General features: G+C 59.5%; 22 protein-coding genes. 15 read left to right on the plus strand and 7 right to left on the minus strand.

Annotation, left to right across the window (positions count from 1 at the left end; all coding sequences use genetic code 11):
* Positions 1-118 precede the first annotated feature (118 nt).
* From H586_RS0116090 to ablB, 4 genes are all read left to right on the plus strand, one after another.
* Positions 119-1,813: an AMP-binding protein gene (locus H586_RS0116090; protein WP_011366352.1), complete on the plus strand. Its 1,695-nt coding sequence runs from the start codon at positions 119-121 to the stop codon at positions 1,811-1,813.
* Between the two features lie 494 nt (positions 1,814-2,307).
* A complete protein-coding gene (locus tag H586_RS0116095) occupies positions 2,308-2,790 on the plus strand; it encodes an adenosine-specific kinase (protein ID WP_011366351.1) in 483 nt (160 codons plus the stop codon).
* Positions 2,791-3,351: 561 nt separating this feature from the next.
* On the plus strand, positions 3,352-4,716 hold the full coding sequence (gene kamA, locus H586_RS0116105) for a lysine 2,3-aminomutase (RefSeq protein ID WP_011366350.1): 1,365 nt from the start codon (positions 3,352-3,354) through the stop codon (positions 4,714-4,716).
* Between the two features lie 4 nt (positions 4,717-4,720).
* On the plus strand, positions 4,721-5,617 hold the full coding sequence (gene ablB, locus H586_RS0116110) for a putative beta-lysine N-acetyltransferase (RefSeq protein WP_011366349.1): 897 nt from the start codon (positions 4,721-4,723) through the stop codon (positions 5,615-5,617).
* A 126-nt stretch (positions 5,618-5,743) separates the two neighbouring features.
* Here ablB and H586_RS0116115 read toward each other — a convergent pair whose 3' ends face one another.
* The gene (locus H586_RS0116115; RefSeq protein WP_027182539.1) at positions 5,744-6,316 is read right to left on the minus strand and encodes a flavin reductase family protein; all 573 of its coding nucleotides are present in this window, start codon (positions 6,314-6,316) and stop codon (positions 5,744-5,746) included.
* Positions 6,317-6,652: 336 nt separating this feature from the next.
* Here H586_RS0116115 and H586_RS0116120 point away from each other — a divergent pair, with 336 nt between their 5' ends.
* From H586_RS0116120 to H586_RS19630, 6 genes are all read left to right on the plus strand, one after another.
* Entirely contained in the window at positions 6,653-7,408 is a 756-nt protein-coding gene (locus H586_RS0116120; RefSeq protein WP_011366347.1) for an ABC transporter substrate-binding protein, read from the plus strand.
* A gap of 260 nt (positions 7,409-7,668) precedes the next feature.
* Positions 7,669-8,337: an amino acid ABC transporter permease gene (locus H586_RS0116125; RefSeq protein WP_011366346.1), complete on the plus strand. Its 669-nt coding sequence runs from the start codon at positions 7,669-7,671 to the stop codon at positions 8,335-8,337.
* 13 nt (positions 8,338-8,350) lie between these two features.
* Positions 8,351-9,118, plus strand: a complete 768-nt coding sequence (locus H586_RS0116130; protein ID WP_011366345.1) for an amino acid ABC transporter ATP-binding protein — start codon at positions 8,351-8,353, stop codon at positions 9,116-9,118.
* The gene (locus tag H586_RS0116135) at positions 9,118-9,789 is read left to right on the plus strand and encodes an amino acid ABC transporter permease (protein WP_011366344.1); all 672 of its coding nucleotides are present in this window, start codon (positions 9,118-9,120) and stop codon (positions 9,787-9,789) included. The genes H586_RS0116130 and H586_RS0116135 overlap by 1 nt, the downstream gene beginning before the upstream one ends.
* Positions 9,790-9,948: 159 nt before the next feature.
* The gene (locus tag H586_RS0116145; RefSeq protein ID WP_011366343.1) at positions 9,949-11,343 is read left to right on the plus strand and encodes an FAD-binding oxidoreductase; all 1,395 of its coding nucleotides are present in this window, start codon (positions 9,949-9,951) and stop codon (positions 11,341-11,343) included.
* Positions 11,344-11,394: 51 nt separating this feature from the next.
* Complete coding sequence (locus H586_RS19630) at positions 11,395-11,697, plus strand: DUF4911 domain-containing protein (protein ID WP_051364073.1); 303 nt, start codon at positions 11,395-11,397, stop codon at positions 11,695-11,697.
* A gap of 179 nt (positions 11,698-11,876) precedes the next feature.
* Here the strand turns inward: H586_RS19630 and H586_RS0116155 are convergent, their stop codons facing one another.
* The 5 genes from H586_RS0116155 to H586_RS0116175 all read right to left on the minus strand — a co-directional run bounded on the left by H586_RS0116155 (position 11,877) and on the right by H586_RS0116175 (position 17,334).
* On the minus strand, positions 11,877-12,698 hold the full coding sequence (locus H586_RS0116155) for a response regulator (RefSeq protein WP_027182541.1): 822 nt from the start codon (positions 12,696-12,698) through the stop codon (positions 11,877-11,879).
* Between the two features lie 86 nt (positions 12,699-12,784).
* Complete coding sequence (locus H586_RS0116160) at positions 12,785-14,248, minus strand: deoxyribodipyrimidine photo-lyase (protein WP_027182542.1); 1,464 nt, start codon at positions 14,246-14,248, stop codon at positions 12,785-12,787.
* Positions 14,248-15,066 (minus strand): response regulator, encoded by an 819-nt coding sequence (locus H586_RS0116165; RefSeq protein WP_011366339.1) that lies wholly within the window; start codon positions 15,064-15,066, stop codon positions 14,248-14,250. The genes H586_RS0116160 and H586_RS0116165 overlap by 1 nt, the downstream gene beginning before the upstream one ends.
* A 90-nt stretch (positions 15,067-15,156) precedes the next feature.
* Positions 15,157-16,047, minus strand: a complete 891-nt coding sequence (locus H586_RS0116170; protein WP_011366338.1) for a DNA polymerase III subunit delta' — start codon at positions 16,045-16,047, stop codon at positions 15,157-15,159.
* Between the two features lie 3 nt (positions 16,048-16,050).
* Positions 16,051-17,334, minus strand: coding sequence for an adenylosuccinate synthase (locus H586_RS0116175; RefSeq protein WP_011366337.1), 1,284 nt, complete (start codon positions 17,332-17,334; stop codon positions 16,051-16,053).
* Between the two features lie 200 nt (positions 17,335-17,534).
* On the opposite strand from H586_RS0116175, the gene H586_RS0116180 reads away from it, so the two are divergent.
* Positions 17,535-19,013, plus strand: coding sequence for an MltF family protein (locus H586_RS0116180; protein ID WP_027182544.1), 1,479 nt, complete (start codon positions 17,535-17,537; stop codon positions 19,011-19,013).
* Here the strand turns inward: H586_RS0116180 and H586_RS20570 are convergent.
* A complete protein-coding gene (locus H586_RS20570) occupies positions 18,924-19,283 on the minus strand; it encodes a hypothetical protein (protein WP_011366335.1) in 360 nt (119 codons plus the stop codon). The two genes, H586_RS0116180 and H586_RS20570, sit on opposite strands and share 90 nt — an antisense overlap.
* A gap of 265 nt (positions 19,284-19,548) precedes the next feature.
* On the opposite strand from H586_RS20570, the gene H586_RS0116185 reads away from it, so the two are divergent.
* The 4 genes from H586_RS0116185 (at position 19,549) to thrC (ending at position 25,092) form a co-directional block, all read left to right on the plus strand.
* Positions 19,549-20,823, plus strand: coding sequence for an IMP cyclohydrolase (locus H586_RS0116185; protein ID WP_027182545.1), 1,275 nt, complete (start codon positions 19,549-19,551; stop codon positions 20,821-20,823).
* 76 nt (positions 20,824-20,899) lie between these two features.
* The gene (locus tag H586_RS0116190; RefSeq protein WP_027182546.1) at positions 20,900-22,996 is read left to right on the plus strand and encodes a ribonuclease catalytic domain-containing protein; all 2,097 of its coding nucleotides are present in this window, start codon (positions 20,900-20,902) and stop codon (positions 22,994-22,996) included.
* A 37-nt stretch (positions 22,997-23,033) separates the two neighbouring features.
* Positions 23,034-23,636: a glycerol-3-phosphate 1-O-acyltransferase PlsY gene (plsY, locus tag H586_RS0116195; protein WP_011366332.1), complete on the plus strand. Its 603-nt coding sequence runs from the start codon at positions 23,034-23,036 to the stop codon at positions 23,634-23,636.
* 1 nt (position 23,637) lies between these two features.
* Positions 23,638-25,092, plus strand: coding sequence for a threonine synthase (gene thrC, locus H586_RS0116200; RefSeq protein WP_011366331.1), 1,455 nt, complete (start codon positions 23,638-23,640; stop codon positions 25,090-25,092).
* Positions 25,093-25,515 lie beyond the last annotated feature (423 nt).

Genomic DNA, 25,515 nt, shown 5'->3' on the forward strand with positions numbered 1-25,515 from the left:
CCGGCAGAGTATGCGGCATGCCGCCGCGGGGTCAAGTATCGGGATTGCAGCCTTCGCCTGTTTCCCTTACACGAAGGGGGACCTTTTACCGGCCGTAACGACCTGCGGAGGCTATCAGATGCAGTCCCTTGAAATATTCACGCTGCGCCACGTGCTTGACCGGAGCGCAGAACTCTTTGCCGATCAACCGGCACTTTCCGCCGTGGGCGGCACACCTGTCACCTACAGCGAGTTTAAAGAACAGGTGGAAACCCTCAGCGGTCTGCTGATCGAACAAGGCATCGCGCCGGGCGATCGCGTGGCCCTGCTGGCGGAAAACAGCCCCAACTGGGGCATCGCTTTTTTTGCCATCACCACCATGGGCGCCGTGGCAGTGCCCATCCTGCCGGAATTCCATCCGGACGCGGTGCACCACATCATCCGCCACTCAGAATCAAAGGCGGTCTTTGTTTCTGAAAAACTGTTCAGCAAGGTGGAAGACGGGCATTATGACGAAACGCCGGTTTTCCTGCTGATGGAAACATTCCGTCCGGTGGAGCTGGGCACATCGCGCGACCTTGTGCGCGAATTCAAGGCAGCCGGTCTGCGCGAATTCCGCAGACTGAAAGAAAAAGCCATGCGGCTTGCCCAGATGGAACCGGCAGAGGTGAAAGAAGACGACGTGGCCTCGCTCATCTACACATCCGGTACCACCGGCCATTCCAAGGGTGTCGTGCTGCTGCACCGGAACATTGTTTTCGACGCCGACGCCGTCAAAAGCATTGTTCAGGTAGGCCCCGGCGACAGGCTGCTTTCCATCCTGCCGCTTTCACACACTTACGAATGTACGCTGGGGCTTGTGCTGCCGGTGCTCAACGGTGCCCACATCCATTATATGGACAAGCCGCCCACCGCCCGCGCACTTATTCCGGCCATGGGCAAAGTGCGCCCGACATGTATGCTTTCCGTGCCGCTTGTCATTGAAAAGATTTATAAATCAGCCATCCTGCCCAAACTGACAGGATCCTTTTTCAAACGCCTGCTGTACGGCATTGCTCCGGTGCGCAAAAAATTGAACGCCGTGGCCGGCAAAAAACTGCTGGAAACCTTCGGCGGCAAGCTGCGCATATTCTGCATCGGCGGAGCATCTCTGGCTCCCGATGTGGAGCAGTTCCTGCGTGAGGCGGCCTTTCCCTACGCCATCGGGTACGGTCTGACAGAAACCTCGCCCCTTGTGGCGGGGTCCGGTCCGGCGCACACGCGCTTTACATCCACGGGCTGGCCGCTCATCGGCGTGGAGGTGCGCATCGACGCCCCCGATCCGGCCACGGGAGAAGGCGAAATTCTGGTCAAAGGCCCCAATGTGATGCGTGAATATTACAAAGCGCCGGAAATCACCAAAAACACCTTCACAGAAGACGGCTGGTTCCGCACCGGCGATCTGGGCAAATTTGACGCCGACGGCTACCTGTACATCAAGGGACGGCTGAAAAATGTCATTGTCGGCCCCAGCGGCGAAAACATTTATCCGGAAGAGATAGAGGCGGTCATCCAGCAGTCGCCCTATGTGCTTGAAACGCTGGTCTACCGTCACGAAGGCAAGCTCGCAGCGCGCATCCACCTTGATTATGCCCGGCTTGACGAAGAGTACGGGTCGCTGCCTGCAGCCAAAATGGCTAAAAAAACAGACGACCTGCTGGAAGAAATACGCACTGCCGCCAACCAGCAGGTGGCCAGCTTTGCGCGTCTGCATAAAGTGTTTGAGCAGACTGAACCTTTTGAAAAAACCCCCACGCACAAAATCAAAAGATATCTGTACGTGGAGCAGCAATAACTGCCTGCATCGGGCGGGGTGCCAACCACCCTGCCCGATGCATACCTGATGCCCGCCGCATGTCCGCAGCGCCCCGCCCGATATCCTGACTGATCTTCCGTCTGCCGGTCCGCCGGATGTATGGTGCAAAAACTTTTACTCCGGCATACGCTTCTCTTCGCCGGTTAAAGTTTTTATACGTCCGCGTCGCTGCACCCTGCAAACGCACCACACAATGAAATACTTATATAACAGAATGATACAAGACAAAGCAGCACGGCCACACATGTTGGCACGGCAGTTGCTATATACAAATTACCTTCTTTCTTTTGCGAACATTTTAACCGACTGAACGGCTTCCGGCGACGGAGGCCGTTTTTTCATGCCCCCGACAGGGCTTCCGTGCCTTCGGGTTTTCCTTGCGCTTTGGGCAGCACGCGGGCAGAACAGGGGCATTCTCTGATGCGGCCACATGCACCGCGTATTAACTTTCTCTGCTCTCATAAGGAGGCGCCATGCAGCTTCATACTGTTTCCGTAAAAAACCCCGAAAGCCTCAATATGATTCTGGGACAGTCCCACTTCATCAAAACCGTTGAAGACGTGCACGAGGCCATTGTGTGCACGGTGCCCGGAGCAAAATTCGGCATTGCCTTCTGCGAAGCTTCGGCAGACTGCCTTATCCGCTGGAGCGGCACAGACCAGTCGCTCATCGACCTTGCCGTCACCAACGCGCAGGCGCTTGGCTGCGGACACACCTTCATCATCTTCATGCGCGACATGTTCCCCATCAATATCCTGAACACCATCCAGCAGGTACCTGAAGTGGTCCGTATTTTCTGCGCCACAGCCAACCCCGTGCAGGGCATTGTCGCCGAAACCGATCAGGGCCGCGGCCTTATGGGCGTGGTGGACGGTTTTGCTCCCAAGGGTGTGGAAACGGAAGAGCATATCGCCAAGCGCAAAGGATTTCTGCGGACCATCGGCTACAAACTGTAACCGACCGCATGCACACAATCAGAAACCGGCTCCGGCCGGTTTTTTTTATGCCCTCCGGCGGCTTTCACGCACTTCGTTCTACAGGGCGGCCCCTGCCTGTCCCAAACCGGCATAACGGCAACACGGACAGCATTAGCCTCGTAAAAACAGCATATTACCATCAAAAGCCTGCCTTAAAAGCAGAAAGCCTCTCCGGAATTCTCTGCACGCAACAAAAAAAGTCAGTATGCAACGAGTATACTATTACAATGCATACAACAAAAACTTTGTCTTTATAAAAATTTTTATGACGCATAAAATACATCAAGTATATAAAAAACAACATTACCGTCCGCGATTTGACAAAAAACTGACGTTCTGTATAGTAAAATAAGACATAAGCAGGAAAGAAAGACAAATCAGTCTTCTGAATGCGGCGTTTTGTTACAAGATATAATCCTGCACTGACTGGAAACTTGCATACATGCCGCACTCGGAAAGCGCCGCAGCGCTGCCCGCAGGCAGCCCCGCCGACACGCGGCCAGACGCAACAAGACGGCCCTTGTTGCCGCGCCACCATCCATGAAAGAGCTCAACGAACGTCAACGCGAAGTAGTAAGCATGCTGGGCAACAGCACTTCCACCTCCGGCTGGGAGGACTGGAAATGGCATGTCCGCAATTCCATCCGTACTGTCGAAGCAGCGGAAAAAATTCTCGGGGTCACCTTCAGCGATGAAAAACGCGCTCTGTACAAGCGCACGCTGGACAAATTCCCCATGTCCATCACCCCCTATTATTTTTCGCTCATCGATCAGGAAGACTACGAAAGCGATCCCGTTTTCATGCAGGCTTTTCCGGATATACGCGAACTGAACGTAAGCCCGCACGACATGGCAGACCCGCTGCACGAAGATGAAGACAGCCCCGCACCGGGCATTACACACCGTTACCCCGACCGCGTGTTGTTTCACGTTTCCAACCTGTGCTCCATGTACTGCCGCCACTGCACCAGAAAGCGCAAGGTGGGCGACAGGGACTCGGTGCCGGACCGCGGACAGCTGAAACAGGGCATTGAATACATCCGCCGCACCCCCGCCATACGCGACGTGCTGCTTTCCGGCGGCGACCCGCTGATGCTCTCTGACGAACGGCTGGACTGGCTGCTGGGTGAAATACGCAGCATCCCGCATGTGGAAATTATCCGCATCGGCAGCCGCATGCCCGTGGTCCTGCCCTACCGCATCACCGACGGGCTGCTTGCCGTACTTAAAAAACACCACCCGCTGTGGCTGAACACACATTTCAACCACCCGAGAGAGCTTACCCGCACATCACGCCGGGCACTGGCCCGCATGGCGGATGCAGGCATTCCGCTGGGCAACCAGAGTGTTCTGCTGGCGGATGTGAACGACTGCCCCCGCCTTTTCAGAACTCTGAACCAGAAGCTGGTGCAGAACAGAGTGCGCCCTTACTACATGTATCAGTGCGACCTGTCCGAAGGGCTTTCCCACTTCCGCACACCGGTGGGCAAGGGTATCGAAATTATTGAAAGCCTTGTGGGACATACCAGCGGCATGGCTGTTCCGACCTATGTCATAGACGCCCCCGGCGGTGGCGGCAAAATACCCATGATGCCCAACTACGCCATATCTCAGGGCGTAAACAAAGTGGTGCTGCGCAATTACGAAGGCGTCATAACAACATACACCGAACCGGACAGCTATGAGCCATCCTATTGCGACCGCGACTGCCGGTCGTGCCATCTGACGCTGAAAGAAGACGACGCGGACGAAACCGGCGCCATAGGTATAGAAAAGCTGCTCTCGGACTGGGACGACACAACCAGCCTTACACCGGAAAACAACGAGCGCCTGGCCCGCCGCGATGCCCCTGCGGACAACCCCGCGGACGACGGCGCTGCGCCTGCGGTGCAGGCAAAGGGGTGACAGCATGCAGACAAGCCTGACCGAATTTGTCACCGAGACACGCCCCGTGTGTCCTCCCGATGCGGAACAGCCCGACGAAGTGCGCACCGTCGGCCGTTCCGTCATACAGCACGGCCCGCTGAACGACAGAGTCTATCTGATGAAGGTGGACCCTGACGAAGCCCCGCAGCTTATCAGAAAAGTATACGGCCTTGCCGAGGAACACGGGTATTCGAAACTGTTTGCCAAGGTTCCCCAGAAGGCTATTCCGCTGTTCACGCAGCACGGATTCACCAAAGAAGCCTGTGTGCCCGGCATGCAGAACGGAGACGGCGACATATGCTTTATGAGCCGCTTTCTGCGGCTGTGGCGGCAGAAACCCGCCGACAGTGCAAAAATGCGCTCAGTTTTGCAGATAGCCGCTGCCAAACCCCCTCTGCCGCCGTCCGCACTGCCTGCGGGATATGAACTGCAGGAAATGCGGCCCCGCCATACGCGGGAGATGGCGGCGCTGTATGCCCGCGTCTTTCCCAGCTATCCGTTTCCCATCCACGAACCGGACTATCTGGAGCACTGCATGAAAAACGACGTGCGCTTTTTCGGGGCAATGGCCGGTGACGGCATTGCGGCGCTGGCTTCCGCCGAAATGGACACCGCACATGCCAACGCCGAAATGACAGACTTTGCCACGCTGCCCGCCCACCGCGGCAAACGCCTTGCGCGTCACCTGCTGGCGCACATGGAAAAAGCCCTGCCTGAAAACGGCATACGCACGGCCTACACCATCGCCCGTGCCGTTTCTGCGGGCATGAATGTGACCTTTGCCCGCTGCGGCTACCGCTATGCGGGCACACTGGTCAACAATACAAATATCGCCGGACGCATAGAGAGCATGAACGTCTGGTTCAGGCAGCTTGCATGACGTTTGCCGCCCGCGCTTCGCGGTGCCTCCGGCACTGCTGCGCAGCAGCGGCACCGCGTGCAGCCGGAACACAAACCGCCCCGGAAAAATTATTCTCCGGGGCGGTTTACCATATGGTGCAGAAAGCTATTTTTTCAGCGTCTTGCCGGCGCTGAAAGCCTGTCCCAGATACTCGCCCACGGCATAGTAGCCGCGCGTCACCGGTGCAAAAATGACCGGATCAACCTTGCGGATATCAGGCATACCGTCTTCGCCCAGGCAGGTTTCATCCACTTTGACGTCCAGTATTTCGCCTATGAACTGGGTATGCAGACCGATGCTGTGCGAATGAGTCAGTGCGCACTCGATGACCAGAGGAAACTCCGCCACATAGGGTGCATCCACAAATCCGCCTTTTTCGGGAGTCAGCCCCAGCGTTTCAAACTTGTTTTCGGTCTCGCCGCTGACCATGCCCGCATAATCGGCATGAGCCATATACGCCGAGGAAGGTATGGACACGGTGAACGCCCTGCGGGCCAGAATGGCGCCGTGCGAATAGGTTGCGGGACGCAGCGAAACGGCAAGACTGGGCGGCTTTGAGCAGCAGATGCCTGCCCATGCCGCAGCCATGATATTGGGGCGGTCCTGCGCGTCATAGGTGCCCACGCAGAAAAGCGGAGCAGGATATGCAAGCGTCTTTGCGCCGAACGATTTCTTCATGGGTATACTCCTGACTGGATTTCGGCCGTTACCGGCGGCCGTTATACGCAAGCCGGCTAAATGCCGGTTTGCTGCATTGTGCCTGCCCCGCGTCCGTGTGGCAAGCCGCTGCCCTGCAAACGCAAAATTGACAACACCGGCAGCCGCAAACCGGCGCACGACGTTTCATTTTGCCATTTTTGTATTTTTGCAACTTGCAGGGTGTGCCGCTTTCTGCTAGCGACAAACTGTTGTTGTCTCGGCATTACGGGAACTTCCGCTCTCAAGGAAGTGGTCACTCCCGTCCGGCTTCGTGCCCGCAGTCAACCCTTTCCAACCCCGAAGAAGGATACGAGCATGTTGAGGAAGTTCACCATCATGGCAGCAGTGCTGGCGCTTTCGCTGGCCTTCGCAGGAACCGCTTTTGCGGGCAAGACCCTCATCAACGGCATTGACGCCAACTACCCGCCCTTTGCCTATGTGGACAAAGACGGCAAACCCGCAGGCTTCGACGTGGACGCCATGGAATGGATTGCCGCAAAAATGGGATTCACCGTAAAGCACAAGCCCATGGAATGGTCCACCATCGTACAGAGCCTTGTCTCCAAAAAAATCGACATGGTCTGTTCCGGCATGAGCATCACCGAAGAGCGCGCCCGTCAGGTCAGCTTCTCCGACCCGTACTGGACCGTGGCGCAGGTATTCATCGCCAAAAAAGGCTCCGGCCTTACCGTGGAGCAGGTATTCACCGGCGGTAAAAAGCTGGGCGTGCAGTCCGGCACCTCTGAAGCCGACTGGCTGGACAAGGAAAAACCCAACAAGCCCGAGTGGAACTACACCGTCCGTTTTTACGATTCCGCACCGCTGGCCATTGAAGATGTGATCAACGGCCGCATAGACGCCGCCGCCATGGACATCGCCCCTGCGCAGGACGCCCAGCGGGTGAAGCCCATTGAAGTGGTGGGTTCCTTCACCGATCCTGAATATTTCGGCATAGCCGTACGCAAAGAAGACAAAGAACTGCTGGAAACCATCAACAAGGGACTGGCACTGCTGAAAGCCGACCCCTACTGGGAAGAGCTGAAAGCCAAGTATCTGGGCGAAAAGCACTGATGCCGTAATGCTCTGCCGCATGTTCCGGCCGGTTTACCCGCCGGAACATGCGGCAAAACAGCTATCGCCTTCCGGACGAAATTTCTGTATAGCGGACAGGCGCCGGACGCACCGATGCAGGCCGCGCCCGACGCACACAGCCTGTCAGACCCGCGGCACCGGCTGCCGCCGGCATCAGCCGTCCCCCGACGGACGGCCGCTCACGGCGTACCGCACGCACATGCGGCACGCCACACTTTTTCCAACTGGTAATAAGACTGATGATGCAACAACTCACAACCGTACTCGAAGCCATGCCCTACATCCTGCAGGGGGGGCTGGTCTCTCTGCTCATTGTGGCCGGCGCCATGATGCTGGGGCTGGCCATGGGCATACCCATGGCAGTGGGACAGGTGTACGGTTCGCCTTTTCTGCGCAGGCTCATCGGCCTGTATGTATGGTTCTTCCGCGGCGTTCCCATTCTGGTACTCATGTTTCTTTTCTATTTCGGCGTGTTTGAACTGCTGGGCCTGAACCTGAGCGCCATTTCCGCCACGGCGCTGGTGCTGGGCATGACCAGCGCCGCCTACCAGTCGCAGATTTTCCGCGGTTCCATACAGGCGCTGCCCGCAGGGCAGCTTAAAGCGGCACGGGCCATGGGCATGAGCGATTCTCAGGCCATACGGGCCGTTATACTGCCGCAGGCGCTGCGCCTTTCCCTGCCGGGCTGGTCCAACGAATATTCCATCATACTCAAAGACTCGGCTCTGGCCTATGTGGTCGGCGCCATGGACATTTTCACGCGTACGCACTTTGTGGCATCGCGCACCTACGAGCATCTGCCGCTGTTCATCGCGGCCGGCGCACTGTATTTCGTCATCACCCTGACCGGCGTCAAACTGCTTGCCGCACTTGAGAAAAAAGTCCGCATTCCGGGCTACACCACATAAGGAATTTTAACCCATGACAGCAGCCAAAAGCCCCATCCTGCGTGTGGAAAACGTCTGTAAGCAGCTTGGCGGCAAAGAAATACTCAAATCTGTCACCCTTTCCGTCAACAAGGGTGAACTCAAGGTGCTTATCGGCCCTTCCGGCGCAGGCAAATCCACCCTGCTGCAGTGTATCAACTATCTCATTCCGCCGGACAGCGGTGATGTGTATCTGGAAAACCGCAAGGTGGAACTGCACCGCAAGGCCGAGCTGTATGAACTGCGCCAGCAGGTAGGCATGATTTTTCAGGATTTCAACCTGTTTGACCACCTGACCGCTGCGGACAACGTTTCCATTGCACTGCGCAAGGTCAAGGGCATGAGCCGTAAGGACGCCGCCGCAAGGGCCATGCAGGAACTGGAACGTGTGGGGCTGGTCGAGCGCGCATCACTGTACCCTGCCGAGCTTTCCGGCGGGCAGAAGCAGCGTGTGGCCATAGCCCGCGCGCTGGCCATGGATCCCAAGGTCATCCTGCTGGACGAGCCCACTTCGGCACTGGACCCCGAACTGGTGGGCGAAGTGCTCACCGTTATCCGCGATCTGGCGCGCGGCGGCATGACCATGATCATGGCCACACACCAGATGGATTTTGCACAGGCTCTGGCACACGAAATCCTCTTCATGCAGGACGGTGCCATCATTGAGCAGGGAACCCCGGCGGAACTGCTGGCCGAAGGCGCCAACACACGCACGCAGGATTTCTGCAGCAGGCTTTCCAACCTGTGCGAGGAGCTGTGCTAGTGCTGGACAGCTTTTATACCGACCAGCTGTTTCCCGCGCTGAACAGAGGTCTGCTGATGAGCTTTCTGCTCATTGTGCCTTCCGCGCTGCTGGGACAGCTTACCGGCATAGCCGTTGGTACGCTGCGTGTCTTCGGGTCCGCGCCGGTTAAAAAAATAATGAATGCCTACACGGCGGTATTCCGCGGTGTTCCGCTGATGGTACAACTTTTTGTGCTGTATTTCGGCCTGCCCAACGTGGGCATTTATCTTGAACCGTACACAGCCGCGCTGGCAGGCTTTGTGCTGTGCAGCGGTGCGTACAATTCGGAATATGTGCGCGGCGCCCTGCTTTCCATCAGACAGGGCCAGATAAAAGCCGCTCAGGCTCTGGGCATGAGCAAATTCAAAACCATTTTCTGGATCGTCATTCCACAGGCGTTCCGCCGCGCCCTGCCCGGCTGCGGCAACGAGGTGATCTACCTCATCAAATACTCCTCGCTGGCGTACATCATCACCTGCATTGAACTGACCGGCGAAGCGCGTGCCGTGGCCACCAAGACCTTCCGCTTCACCGAAGCGTTCATGGTGGTCGGCATGTACTATCTGGCACTGGTGACCGTTGCCACGTGGATACTGGACAAGCTTGAGCAGCGTCTGTACATCCCCGGTTTCGGACGCAGCAAAAAATAACCCTCCGTTCCGCGCTCCGCGGGGCCGACCATATGCCGACACGACATAGCCGCCCCGCCGGAAAGGCGTGAGCGGCTTTTTTACGCACAGGGCCAGCCCGTCTGCGGCAACAGCCCGGACGGCGGCCATATATCCGGCTGCCCGCACGGAGAAACGCAAATGACCTGCACCACCACACCCGACCTTGACCGCATTGCTGAAGAGCTTACAGCCATTCTGGGGCCGCAGGGCGTACTGACCGCCCCCGGAGAACCCTATGACCGCGATTCTTCGCCTTTCACAGCCGCACCGGACATCGTGGCACTGCCCGAAACGACCGAACAGGTCAGCCGCATAGTCCGGCTTGCCAGCCGGCTCGGTTTTGCCCTCATTCCCCGCGGGGCGGGCACCGGCACCGCCGGCGGCTGCCTGCCGCTGAGCGGCGGAGTTGTGATATCGCTGGAACGCATGAAGCGCATCATCACGCTGGATACCCGAAGCCTGTACGCTCACGTGGAAGCCGGAGTGATTACCGGAGAGCTGCGCGATGCCGCAGCCGGACAGGGACTGTTTTTTCCGCCTGATCCGGCAAGTCTGGACACCTCGACCATAGGCGGCAACGTGGCCACCAATGCCGGCGGCCCCGCCTGCGTCAAATACGGTGTCATGCGCGACTATGTGCTGGGTGTCGAAGCCGTCATGCCCGACGGCGAAGTGATACAGGCGGGAGTACGCACGCGCAAAGGCGTTGTGGGCTACGACATGGCGCATCTGCTTACAGGGTCGGAAGGCACGCTGGGTATCATCACCTCCGTGTATCTGAAGCTCATCCCGCTGCCTCCCGCCACGGTGGGGCTGGCAGCCGTGTTCCCTTCGCTGCCCGATGCCATGCGCACAGTGGCCGCCGTGCTGGGACGCGGGCACCTGCCCAGCGCCATTGAATTTCTGGACCATAAATGTCTGGGGCTTGTGGGTGACAAGCTGCCCTTTTCCGTGGAAGACAAATCCGCCTCGCTGCTGATCATCGAACTGGACGGACGGACGGAAGCCATCACACCGGAAATCGACATGGTGGCGGCCATATGTACCGAGCACGGCGCCACGCACCTGATGCCCGGCGGCACAAGGAAGGAACGCGACACCATCTGGAACGTACGCCGCGAAGTTTCCACACGCATACGCGAACATGCGGCACGGTCCTTCTCGGAAGATGTGGTAGTGCCCATCGGCAGCATAGCCTCATTCATTGCCGAGGTTCCCGACTTTGAAAACCGGTTCGGGCTGGATATATTCGCCTTCGGCCATGCGGGCGACGGAAACATCCACCTTATTCTCACCGTGCCCCGCGCGGCACGGCCGGACACGCAGGCACCGCGTCTTGAAGACGGCATAGAAGCCGTTGCCCGCCGCGTACTTGAACTGGGCGGCACCATTTCCGGCGAACACGGTGTGGGCGAAGCCAAAAAACACCTGCTGCCGCTGGAAATAGCACCGGCGTCACTGCGGCTGCAGCGCGGCATCAAACAGCTGTTCGACCCCTGCAACATCATGAATCCGGGCAAGGTCTTTCCCTAGCCTGTATATTTTCCGGAGCTGAACGTGGCAAAACACAGAAGACGAAAACCAATGCCCCCGCTGCCGCCCCCGCGGTTTTCCCGCCGGCTGTACGTGCATGTGGCGCCGGCGGATGTCGGCATGTTCCGGTTTCTGCTCGAAGCGCAGGACAATCTGGGCTACATGAGCGTCATCAACAAGTTTGACGGCGTGCTGCAGGTGGTCTTTTCGCCCCATCAGGAACGCGAAATGCGCGATTTTCTGCAGGGCATGCAGCAGACAATCGCCTTTACCATCAGCGAACCGCCCGCCTGCGGTCCCATTGCAGCACACCCTGCCCCGCAGGATGCGCAGGCCGACCCGCGCACCCGGTAACGATATGAGGCACCGCCGCAACGCGCTGCCGTGCAGATAAAACCACCACGGACTGTGCAGACAAAAACGGGCATGGTCCGGCTGTGCGGCCACATGCGCAAGAAAGGCTTCCGCATACAAAAAGACGCGCTTCCGGTCACGGAAGCGCGTCACAAAAATACAGGCGCACGCGGGGCAACTCAGGCCCGCCCTTTTCTGAAGGCCATCAGCTCACGCATCATATCCAGCTTGTCCATGGTCTGATTCACCCGCCAGTAAAATTCTTCAACTTCGAACGGCTTTGTCAGAAAATCGCTGGCACCGTTTTTTAAAAAACGGGCGGTGAGCGGGCCGGACCCCGCAGCGGATACCCCGATAAGCCCCATCTCGTCCGGTCTGTACCGCTGGCGCAGTTCGCTGACCAGCTCGACCCCCGTCATGCGGGGCATATTGTCATCGGTAATGACCAGCCCGATGTTGTTACCGGCTTCGATAATTTCCAGCGCCTCGCGACCGTTCTCGGCCTGAAGCACCTGAAAGCGCTGCACTTCAAGCAGGTGCGCCATCTGATGCCGTGCCGTGCGCGAATCATCCACCACCAGAGCCCGCACCCACTGGTTACGGAACACCCGCACCAGCGCCGCCACCATGGGATCCATATCGCGGACGCTGCCTTTGAGAAAATAATCCACCACACTGCGGTCAAAAAACCGTGCCCGCACCCCTTCGTCGAAAGACGCCGTAAGCACCACACTGGGCACCCCCGCGGCAATGCAGGCATCGGCAGCTTCGCCGTCGGGCGCATCGGGCAGATTAAGGTCCACCACGGCAATGAAAAGCCCTTCTTCGGGATTAGCGCCGGCCAGAGCACTGCGGGTTTCCAGAACATCCCGGGTTTCCTGCAGCGAAGATGCCGTCACCACGCGGAAGGGGGTCAACGTTTCAATATGATTCTGGATTATCCGTGTCTGCACGGGGCTGTCTTCTACCAGCAGCACCGTACGGGCAACCTGTTCAGCCATGATGCACTCCTTGATACACACGGTCCGGACATGATTGTCCGCGCCGTGCAATGACGGGTAAGTCCTGCCGCCGCTCCTGCGAAGCACTACAGCAGCAGGCCCTGTGCCGGTTTCCGCCGGCCGCCCCCGCGGGAGACGGGTGCCGGAACAGGATGATTTTCAAGCGCCGCCACAGCGGCCACATAACCGTCCACATCAAATTTGGACCGTGCTCCGTTATAGCTCATGAAACGGATGGTGCCAAACACTTCGCGTTCGCGCCACGGCCTGTCGTGCACCCCGCCCACAGACCACGCCGCGCCTGCGTATCCGTTGGAGTCACGCCCGTCCAGCGACCAGCGGTCGTTCTGGCGGATGACAATGCGCAGCGCCTCTTCAGGCGACTCGGTCCATTCAAGAATTTTTTTGGCCCAGTACATGCGCATGTACCCGTGCATCTTGCCGGTAAGCACTATTTCCTGCTGCGCCGCATTCCACAGCGGGTCATGGGTGCGGGCCTTTTCCAGCTGCTGCTCATCGTACAGATACGGGCGGCGGTCTGCGCGGTGTCTGTCCAGCGTCTTCAGCGCCCAGTCGGGAAAAGCTTCCACGCTGTCGTAGGACGGTTCATACCAGCAGAAATTATCCGCCAGCTCACGCCGCACCACAAGTTCTTCCACAAAGGCAGCGGCCCCTTCGCCGTACGTGCCTCCGGCAGTAGTCCCCTGTGCCTGCATAACCTCCAGCACCGCGCGCTGAGCCGACAGCATGCCGAAATGCAGATATGGTGACAGATGCGAAAGCACCGGCATGAGCGGATTATTCCGTTCGGCGGCATAACGGTGCATACGCACCCTGATGAACGCCGTCAGTTCGGCCAGTGCCGCGTTCTCTCCGGGGGGCAGCCAGCCCGCCGGCTGCACTGATGCATCGGCCTGCAGACTGTCCAGCGCCGCCTGCCAGTCCGGACGCTGATACGCGCCTTTCCACGGCACGGCTGCGGGCTGCAGGGCAGGCAGCGGATCAAGGTATTCATCAAGCAGGCGGTGAATTTTAGGGCGTATGGTACGGGCCGCGTATTCGCGTTTGTCAGAAGCACGCAGGCAGGGCACCACATTGCGGCTGTCCACCACATCCACGGCTATGTCCAGCTGTCTGGCGGCTTCCACCGCGCTGCGTATCCACTGCCGCTTGATGCGCAGCGTGTCAAAATCGGTCACCACGCGTGACGCGCCGTGCGCCTGTGCAAAGCGGACAACCTCCTCCGGCGGCGTACCGCGCAGAAGAAACAGCGGAATGCCCAGCTCTTCCAGAATACGGGCAGTTTCTTCCAGCCCCTGCAGCATAAAATGGAAATGCCGCAGTCCGGCATCGATAAACTGCGGCACAAGGCAGAACACCACGGCCAGAGGCGCTCCGTCGGCCGCGGCGCACTGCTGCGCATGCAGCAGCGCCCAGTTGTCACGGGCGCGCATCTCGCGGTGCATCCAGTACAGAACCGGCGCTCCCGCGGCATGTCCGCGGGCTTCTTGCGGCGGTACCGTGCTGTAACTCAGACGTCCAGAGTGCATTATCCCTCCGGCAGGGTATCCTGACAGGTCCGCAGGTCTTTCATCACTTCCAGCACGCTTACGGTCTGGTTAACGCGCCAGTAAAATTCCTCCACCTCAAACGGCTTGGTCAGAAAATCGTTGGCGCCGTTTTTCAGAAACTGCGCCGTCAGCGAACCTGACCCCGCGGCGGAAACGCCCACTATGGCGATACGGTCGACCTTGTAGCGGGCACGCACGGTCTTCACCAGTTCAAAGCCGTCCATGTTGGGCATGTTGTAGTCGGTGATTATCAGACCGATGTCAGGATTTTCCGCCAGCCTGTCCACGGCTTCCAGCCCGTCGGCGGCTTCCAGCACCTGAAAGCGCTGCACTTCGAGCAGATGGCGCAGGTGGGCACGAGACATGCGCGAATCTTCGACCACAAGGGCTTTGACAAACTGGTTTTTAAAAAGCCGCTCCAGACTGCGGACCATGGGGTCCATATCCTGAATGGTGCCCTTGAAAAAGAAATCGGCCACGTTGCGCTCGATGAACCGTCTGCGGATATCCTCGTTGAAGGTGGCGGTAAGCACCACGGTGGGCACCCCGAAATCAAGGCACAGATCCACGCCCTCGCCGTTGGGGGCGTCGGGCAGATTCAGGTCTATGACCGCCACGAAAATACGCTCTTTGTGGGTGGTCAGCAGGGCTCTGGCTTCTTCCAGCGTATATGCAGCCAGCGTGTCAAACTGGCTGAGCGCCATTATCTGGTTGCGGATTATTTTTGACTGAACGGGGCTGTCTTCAATGATAAGCACCGTCTGGGCCGCATAAAGAGCTTCCATATCATTCATCATACCAAACCCTTGAGGGATATGCAGAACGCGGAAAAACCGGCCGCGCATACCCTCAACCATAGCGGCAGCACGTCCGGCAGGCAACGAAAATCAAGCGCGGCGGGACGTACGCGCCCATGCGAAAAGGCGCGTTGCCAGCCAGTCAAGGACAAGAGCGGGATTCACATTGTAAATGAGAGAGTCCTGACACTCCGCCAGCGCTTCATCCAGACGGCGCATGGCGGCGGTATCAAGGCGCGAGACAAGCAGGCGGGCAAACGAAGACGCCCCGCGGCCGGTGAGAGCCAGGGCAAGCTGGCGCTGCAGAAATGCCACCAGCTGCAACGCAGTTCCCTGATCGATGCTGCCCTTGGCACCGGTGCGGGCAAACCAGCCCTCTTCGCCTGACACAAAACCGGCAAGGGCATCGGCCCATTCCTGCACGGCAGGGTCGCAGGCGCCGCCGTCCGGCCAGGCCAGAGTCAGCACCCAGCTGCGGGAAACAAGAGTCGGCAGCAGACGCTCACGCTGCGGGGCCAGCAGAACAAAACTGGTTCCGGGACGGGGTTCTTCCAGCGATTTAAGAAGGGCATTGGCGGCCTCTATGCCCAGCGACTGAGCCTCGGCCAGCACAACCACACGGTAGCGGCCTCTGGGAGGTTCGCCCAGCACGGCACGCACGGCGCGCACATCATCAATCTTGATGGAACCCTGCGCACCGTCCAGATAAAACATATCGCGGTTGTTGCGCGTGGCAAACTGGGTGCAGACAGCGCAGGAAAGGCAGGGCGCACCGGTCCCCGCGCAGTTGAGACGCGCGGCCCACCACAGCGCCACGGCCTCGCGTTCGCGGGGGGTGCCGCCTTCCAGCAGCAGCACCTGCGGCACAGAGCCGGCAAGCCGCTCAAGATAGCCCCGCACCCTGTCGTGACGCGACGACAGGGCCGGGGCTATGATATCAGAGGCATGCGGCGCACAGAGCGTTTCACCCTGAGCGGACACGTCTTATTTCCTGTTGAGCGTCTGGTCGCGTTCGGGGCCCACGGAAATCATGGACACAGGCACGCCCAGCAGCTCTTCGATACGGCAGATATAATTACGGGCGGCCTCGGGCAGGTCTTCCCATGTTTTGGCTGCGGTTATGTCGTCATCCCATCCGGGCATGGTTTCATATACCGGTGTCACATGGGCAAGGCCGTTCTGTTCCTGCGGCGGGTGCTGCAGACGCTGGCCGTTGTATTCGTAAGCCACACAGATTTTCAGTTCCTTCAGCCCGCTCATGACATCCAGCTTGGTCAGAGCTATGTCGGTGGGACCGTTCAGGCGCACCGATTCGCGCAGCAGGGCGCAGTCCAGCCACCCGCAGCGACGCTTGCGGCCGGTGGTGGCGCCGAATTCGTGCCCCACGCTCTGCATGTGGTTGCCGGCTTCGTCATCAAGCTCGGTGGGGAAGGGGCCTGCGCCCACACGGGTGGTGTACGCTTTTACTATGGCCACCACACGGTCCAGACGCGAAGCGGGAATACCGCTGCCCGCGGCGGCGTTGCCGGCCACGGTGTTGGAAGAGGTCACAAAAGGATATGTACCGTGGTCGATATCCAGATGCGTTCCCTGCGCGCCCTCGAACATGACGCCGGAATCATTTGCCCATGCATCTTCGATAACCGAAGACACATCGGTCAGATACGGCACCAGACGGCCGCCCACGGCCATCACTTCGTCAAACACCGCATCCACGGACATGGCTTCGCGCCCGTACAATGCCGTGAACAGGGCGTTCTTTTCCACCAGAGCGGCTTCTATCTTCGAGCGCAGCAGTGCGGGGTCGGCCAGATCGCCGGCACGCACGCCGATGCGCGACATTTTATCTTCGTAGCAGGGACCAATGCCACGGCCTGTGGTGCCGATCCTGCTTTCTTTGTTTTTAAAGTCCTCACGGGCGACATCAAGCGCCTTGTGATAAGGCATGATCACATGGGCCTTGCGGCTGATCATGAGCCTCTGGGGGCCCACGTCGATACCACGCTCTGCAAGGGCTTCCACTTCCTTCCAGAACACCACGGGGTCCAGCACCACTCCGTTGCCGATAAGGCACGTTTTGCCTTCGTGCAGAATGCCGGAGGGAATAAGGTGCAGTATGTAGGACTTGTCACCCACAATAACGGTGTGGCCCGCGTTGTTTCCGCCCTGGAAGCGGACGATGACGTCTATTTCCCGGGAAAGCAGGTCGACGATCTTACCTTTTCCTTCGTCGCCCCACTGTGCTCCCATGATTACCACGTTTGACATTTCCATCTCCTTGTGACATGCAGGTCGCCTTTCCGACGCAAAACAGGAGTTCGGCGCACGGCATAAGGGATCATTACCTACATGCCGCCAATAGAAAAGTCAAACGGATGGCCACCGGAAAAGGCCCCGCAACCTGCTTCGGACGGGCTCTCCTCTGTACGTTTCTCGCCTCGCATCCCGTCCGGACACGTCACCTTCTCATGAAACAATCACATACACGCATGGGCAAGCGCCTGCTCGCCGCACTGTCAGTGACGGTGCTGAGCATCCTGCTCTCATGCTCCGAGCGCGAAAAGCAGCCCGTGCAGCCCGACAACACGCTGCGCGTGGTGGCCCCGCACAGGGAACGTGTTTCCAGCGCTCTGTCCCCTTACGGCCCGGGTTACGAACATGAACTTGTTATGCATTTTGCCCGCCAGGCCGGCTATGATATTGAATGGATCGAAGCTTCCACCATGGAAGACGCCCTGCAGGCGCTGGCCGAAAGACGCGGCGACCTCATTGTGGGATACGGCGGCGACATAACCGCCGCTCCGCAGACAACAACCCGCCACAACGACGCGCCGCCGCCGTCACCCGTGGTGTCCGGCCCGGCGTACGGCCATTACAACCCGGTGCTGGTGCACAGCACGCGCCGCTACGGCCTGCGCCGCGGCAATGAAATGTGCGACACTCCGGTACTGGTCACCGCAGACCCCGAACTGGAAGAAATACTGGAAGCCAAGGCCGACACGCTGGAATGCGTGCCCATGACCGAGGCTTCACAAGACGTCTACCTGACGCCGATTCTCCAGTCGCTCGACACCAACAGCGCCCGGTTCGCCATGCTGGACAATCTGGGGTACAGCCTGTGGCAGCCATTTTACCCCGGTGTGCGCACCGCCAAGGTGCTCACCCAGAAAATACCATACCGCTGGTTCTGGCGCGGCGACGACGCGCGTCTCAACGAGGCTGCGCTGTCTTTCTGGGCCCAGCGCGAAAACGACTCTCTGCTGGACGACATGCAGGAGCGGTATTTCGGCTTTCTGCCGGAAGAGGTGGACCGCTATGACGTGGCACTGCTGCGCCGCGCTCTGGAAAGCAAAGTACCGCAGTATGCACAGGCCATCGGCAACGCTGCCAGAGAACAGAGCATCGATCCGCTGCTGCTCATCGCCGTCATCTATCAGGAATCACGCTTTGACGCCGACGCACGCAGCAAAACAGGTGTGCGCGGCCTGATGATGGTAACGCAGGACACCGCCCGGCTGCTGGGCATCAACCGCCTTGACCCGGAGCAGTCCATACGGGGCGGCGCCCGCTACCTGCGCATGCTGTGGGATTCGCTGGAAGACATGGAGCTTGACCCCTGGAACCGCTGGTTTTTCACACTGGCGGCATACAATCAGGGGCCCGGCCATCTGTTCGACGCCATCAAGCTCAGCCGCGCCCGCGGCGGCACCGGCCGCACGTGGCGCGAACTGAAAGAGGTATATCCTCTGCTTGCATGGGAACGCTGGTACAGCCGCACCAAGCACGGCTACTGTCGCGGGTTCGAGGCGGTAGCCTATGTGGAGAACATCCGCTTCTACTATTACATCCTCAACGGATTACTCACTCTCGCGCGGCCTGAAACTGAGGATCTTGGCCCTCTTCTGAGCGGGCTGCCCCCCGACTGGCCCGTCGGCGCCGGAACGTGACGCTCCCTCGAACAGGCTGATATCGCCGTCGTAACCGGAAAGCGGCGGCAGTCCGTCATCGGGGCGGGCCATTTCGGACATATGGCTGTTATGCAGCTGGTTTTTCCAGCGCACGGCCTGCACCATGCCAAAGGCGATGGCCGCCTCTTCCCAGCGGGAAGAAGGCTCGAACCGTTCGACCCGTTCGGCCAGTGTGTCCCACAACGCCATAAGGGACGCCTCGTCGTATGAATTGAGCTGACGGGCAAGCTTGAGCAATGCTCGTTCCATCGGGTTGATTCTCCTGCATGTTTGATAACGGCGGGGCAATAACACAATGCTGCGGTCCGCACACGCCGGCCGGTAAAGGCCGGACGCGGTCCCACGCTACGCCAAACGGGGCGGGGCTTCAAATGGAAATTGCCCACCGCAACGCCCTGTGGTACCCTGCCCGCCTCGCATGACCGCATGCGGCGGGGCGCCGGTTCACGCGCCGCCGCCATCCAATCAATCTGCACGGGCGCGCGGCGTCCGTCTAGCCGGAGTTCACAGCAGCATGAGCGACCTCAAGAAAATGTACAGCACCCTGCAGGAAGATCCGTTTCCTGCTGAAATGACCCTGCGTCTGGGCGATCAGGAACTGCATTACACCAAGCGCACCTGGACCATCGACGGTCAGGAAAAAGGCCTGCGCTACGGCGAAAACCCCGACCAGCCCGCAGCCCTGTACCAGCTGGACAAGGGCAGCCTGACACTGGGCGGGGTAACCTTCCGCGGGCCGGGTGCCGGTCTTGTCTCCTCCCTTGAGGAAAAGCACATGATTCAGGCCGGCAAGCACCCCGGCAAGACCAATTTCACCGACGTGGACAACGCGCTGAATATCCTGCAATACCTTGATGCAAAGCCCGCTGCCCTCATCATGAAACATAACAACCCCAGCGGTGCAGCATGGAGCAGCGACGGCGTGGCAACAGCGCTGGAACGCGCCTTCTGGTGCGACCGCATCGCAGCTTTCGGCGGCGCGGTCATTGTCAACCGTCCGCTGGACAAAAAAGCGGCCGAGCTTATCAGCTCATGCTATTTCGAGGTGGTGGCGGCTCCTGATTTTGAAGAAGGCGTGGTTGAAATGCTCAAAAGCAGGAAAAATCTGCGTATTCTGCAGATTCCCGGCATCAGCCGTCTGCCCGAACTGGCCCGCATGCCGTTCATCGACCTGAAGTCGCTGCAGGACGGCGGCATCATCATGCAGCACTCTTTCCGCAACCGCATTCTGAGCGCAGATGATTTTCTGCCTGCAACGGCGGAAAAAGACGGCGTCACCGTCAATGCGCGCAAACCTTCCCCGCAGGAAGCCGACGACCTGCTTTTCGCATGGGCTGTCGAAGCGGGCGTCACGTCCAACTCTGTCATTTTTGCACGCAACGGCGCCACCGTATCCATCGGCACCGGCGAACAGGACCGCGTGGGCTGCGTGGAACTGGCAGTGCACAAAGCCTATACAAAATATGCCGACACCCTGGCCTTCCGCGAACAGGGCTGTTCGCTGTACGAACTGAAGCAGAAGGCAGCCGGCGATTCCGCAGCAGCCGAAGCTCTTGAAGACATCGAAGCCCGCACACGCGCCGACAGGGGCGGTCTGCCCGGTACCGCCATGGTGTCCGACGGCTTTTTCCCCTTCCGCGACGGAGTGGATGCGGCCATTGCCCACGGGGTGGCCGCCATTGCCCAGCCCGGCGGTTCCATACGCGACCACGAGGTCATCATGGCCTGCAACGAGGCTGCCCCGCAGGTAGCCATGGTCTTCACCGGCCAGCGGTCTTTCAAGCATTAACCGGCAGCGGAGGGCGGCATGCCGCCCTCCGCATACCGCTGAAACAAGCAACCACGCGCAAACACAAGCAGGAATCATGAGCGCTACCTCCCCTCTGGTCCAATACCCCGGCCCGGGCTGCATCGTCGAATTCATGCAGGGCAACAAGCCCCAGATAGCATGGGTTCAGGAAGAACAGTCCGGCAAACTGCGCCTTCTCACCCAGAGCAAGCGGGAGACAAAGCTCGCAGCGGCACGCGTCATGCCATGGGCCGGTCCGCAGTACGGTGCCGACAAATCACGTCAGGAAGCACTGGTTCTGCTGAACCAGCACGAAGAACGCCGCAACACCAGAGCGGCCGCGCTTGACCCGCTGGAACTGTGGGAACTGGCGCAGGGCGAAGTACAGGCTGCCACGGCGCAGTGGTTTGCCGAACTGCTGCACGAATCGCCCGACGCAGACGACATAGCCGCCATGGGCCGCGTGCTGCTGGAATGCAAGACACATTTCAAGTTTCAGTCGCCGGAGTTTGAAATATACGACGCAGAAAAAGTGCACGCCCGCATGACCGAACAGGAAGCCCGCCGGAAACGCGAACAGCTCGCATCCGAAGGTCATGATTTTCTGCGCGCTCTGTGGGAAACCCACCAGAAAAGACGCACCCCGCCCTGCACGCCTGAAGATGCCGGACTGGCTGCCGAAATTGAAGCCCTGCTGCGCAAACGCATCGCAGAACCGGACGATCACGACTCAGAACAGTTGTGGAAACAGATATCCAAAGGGCTGCCGGACGTGCCGCACCTGCCTCTGCTGCTGGCACAGGCATGGGGTATTGTGCCCGCCCACCATAATTTTCATCTGGACAGGGCCGATTATGACAGATCGCCCGACTGGCACGCTCCCCATGCACAGGCACTCGCAGACCTGCGTCGGCGTGTGCTTGCCGCACGCACCGAACCCTGCGGTATTCCGTTCATCAGCATCGATTCCTCCTCCACGCGTGACATTGACGATGCCTTCCATATCGAACCGCGCGCCGACGGCGGCCACCGCCTGCGGCTGGCCATTGCCTGCCCCGCTCTGGGATGGGAATTCGGCAGCGAACTGGACAAAGCCGTCATGCGCCGCGCCACCAGCATATATCTTCCCGAAGGCAATCTGCACATGCTGCCGGAAGAGCTGGGCACGGACTTTTTCAGTCTCATAGGACAGCAGGAGCGGCCGGCTCTGGTCATGGAATTTGACATTGCTCCCGCCGGACAACTGGAAGCCACAACCCTGAAGGCGTGCTGGGTACAGCTGGCAGCCAACCTGAGTTATGCCGACTGCGAAGCCGTGCTGAACGGCGATCCGGGCTGGGACGCCCCCGACAACCCCGCCGCCGCCTTTGCTGACCAGCTGAAGGCCGGAGCCGCGCTTTCGCGCATCTTGCTGGAACAACGGGTGTCCTGCGGGGCCGTGGTCATCGAACGCCCGGACCCCAAAACCACTCTTACCGGCACCGGAGCCGACACACAGGTGGAAATTGAGCACGACAGCCCCACTCCGGCATCGTGCCTGCTGGTCAGCGAAATGATGATACTGGCCAACAGCGGTATTGCCCTGTGGGCAAAAGACCGTGACATAGCCCTGCTGCACCGCACGCAGGACGTGGGCGTGCCCAAGGAATACGCCGGAGTATGGGACCAGCCCCATGACATCGCCCGCGTGGTCAAGGCGCTGTCGTCCGCCGTGCTGGAAACGGCCCCGCGCAGGCATTCAGGCATAGGCGTACCCGCCTACAGCCCTGTCACATCGCCGCTGCGGCGCTATCCCGACCTTGTCAACGTTGCGCAACTCATACATTATCTCGGCACCGGCACTCCCCGCTGGTCGCGCGACGAGCTTGATGCCATGCTGCCGCTGCTCACCGCACGGCTGGATGCCGCAGGGCAGGTGCAACGTTTCCGCCCAAGATACTGGAAACTGCTGTACTTCAAGCAGAAAGGCGATAAAACGTGGTGGGACGCAGTGGTGACGGACGAAAACGATGCCTTTGTCACCGTGTCGCTGCCCGATCAACAGATTTTTGTGCGCGGACGCAGGTCCTCTTTCGGCGAAAGGGCGCACCCCGGTACCAGACTTATGGTGCGCATCGGCAAAGTGCATCCGCTTAACAACGAGATCCAGATACTGGACGTCATGGAACAATAGTCCCGCGCAACGCGCATTACGCAAGGAGAACTCCCCTATGGGCTACCTGCTCTGGCTCGTCACCGCCTATGTCATCGGCTCTGTCCCCTTCGGTCTGGTCATCGCCCGGACGTTCTGTTCCGTCGACCCGCGCACAGGCGGCAGCCGCAATGTGGGCGCCACCAATGTGGCTCGGCTGTGCGGCACCGGATTCGGCGTGCTGACACTGGTCTGCGATGTACTTAAAGGCGTTGTACCTGTGGCCGTGGCCATGACGTTCAGCGATTCTGCAGTATTCTTCAGCCTGACGGCGCTGGCTGCGCTGCTGGGACACCTGTATTCCGTATTTCTGGGTTTCAGGGGCGGCAAAGCCGTTGCCACCACCCTCGGTGTGTTTATTCCTCTGGCATTCACTCCGCTGCTTGTTTCCGCACTGCTGTGTGCACTGGTCATCTGGCGTTCCGGATTTGTCTCGCTGGGGTCGCTGACACTGGTTACCGCACTGCCCCTTATGCTGCTGATAACCGGCAACTTTACATATATCCCGCTGGCTCTCGTGGTTATGACGCTGGTTTTCTGGAGCCACCGCGAAAACATAGGCCGCCTTGCCCGGGGCGAAGAAAAACCGTGGCAGAAAAAAAAGCACAAGGAACATGAATAACATGACGGCAGCGCATGATTTTCCCGCTTACCGCGGGCAAATGGAATATTTCTGTCTGGGCTGCGGCAGCCGCTACAATGTGGATGAACTGCACTACACCTGTCCCGACTGCGGCGGTGTGTTTCTGCTGGATAACACGGATTTCGACGCGCTGAGCGCCCGTTCCGGCAAAGAATGGCAGGACATATTCGATGCCCGCGCAGCCACGCGCACAACCCCGTTGCGCGGTATTTTCCGTTTTTACGAGCTGATGGCTCCCCTGCTGGAACCCGAAGACATCATCTATCTGGGTGAAGGCAACACCCCCGTCATCGAAGCCTCGCCCGCCATGAGCGACATGGCCGGCATTCCTTTCGCCTTTAAAAACGACGGACAGAACCCTTCCGCATCGTTCAAGGACAGGGGCATGGCCTGCGCATTCAGCTTTCTCAAATCGCTGGTGCGCAAACACGGATGGGATGAAGTCCTGACCGTCTGCGCCTCAACAGGTGACACATCTGCCGCCGCCGCCCTGTACGCCTCGTATGTGGGCGCACCGCTCAAATCCGTGGTGCTGCTGCCTCACGGCAAGGTAACCCCGCAGCAGCTTTCGCAGCCGCTGGGCAGCGGTGCCACTGTGCTTGAAGTGCCCGGCGTGTTCGATGACTGCATGAAGGTGGTTGAACATCTGGCCGAAAACTACCGGGTGGCGCTGCTCAATTCTAAAAACAGCTGGCGCATTCTGGGGCAGGAGTCGTATGCATTTGAAGTTGCCCAGTGGTACGGCTGGGACATGCAGAACAAATGCATCTTTGTGCCCATCGGCAACGCGGGCAACATAACCGCTGTCATGAGCGGGTTCCTCAAGCTGCACCGGCTGGGCATCATCAGCTGCCTGCCCCGCGTTTTCGGTGTGCAGTCACACCATGCCGACCCCGTATACCGCTATTACAGCGTGCAGGACCCGGCCAGCAGAGTATTTACCCCCGTCACCGTACAGCCCAGTGTGGCGCAGGCAGCCATGATCGGCAATCCTGTCTCGTTCCCGCGCGTACGGCACTTTGCCGGCCAGTTCGAAGCCATCGGCGGACAGGGAGCTTTTCAGGTGGTGCAGGTGACCGAGCAGGCCATCATGGATGCCATGATCATTGCCAACCGCCACGGACACATCGCCTGCACGCAGGGCGGAGAATGTCTGGCCGGACTCATGCGTGCCCGCGAACTGGGCATCATCGCACCGCACGAAACAGCAGTGCTCGACGCCACGGCGCACGCTCTCAAATTCTCCGGCTTTCAGGACATGTATTTTTCCGGCACGTTGCCCGCTGAATACGGCGTCACCCCCGATGCCGGACTTTCCAATGCTCCGGAACTGCTCATGGACGAAGCCGCGCGCAACGCTCTTGCGCCGGAAGAATTCACCCTTGCAGCAGCCCGCGCCGTTGCCGGCAGACTGGGGCTGGCCCCCAAAAGCTGAAGCGCACCCCGCGTGTGATAATACAATCCGCAGACGCCCCTGTACTATGTGCAGGGGCGTCTTTTTGTGTACCCCCGCCATGCGGCACCCCGCAAAGGCTGCGTGAAGATCTGCCTCCGGCGGCAGGGAGATGATCGCCCTGCACCCTCAGTGCGCACGCATGGCGCGGCCCGGTCTCGGTTGCAGCGCGTTGCACTGCCCTGTGCTGCTCCCCCCCATACGGCCGTCGGCGTACGCCCCGGACAGTCAGCCGACCACGGCAGAAATCACACAACGGGGATGCAAGGGGAATCAGTCCCCTTGCCCGTCGGAGACATAAAAAAACCCCGATGCAAAGAGCTGCCTCCGGCGGGCAGGGAGATGATCCCCCTGCACCCTCGGTTCGCACGCAGGACGCGGCACAGTCTCGGTTGCGGCGCGTTG

The organism is Oleidesulfovibrio alaskensis DSM 16109 (genome assembly GCF_000482745.1).
Classification (GTDB): Bacteria; Desulfobacterota; Desulfovibrionia; order Desulfovibrionales; family Desulfovibrionaceae; genus Oleidesulfovibrio; species Oleidesulfovibrio alaskensis.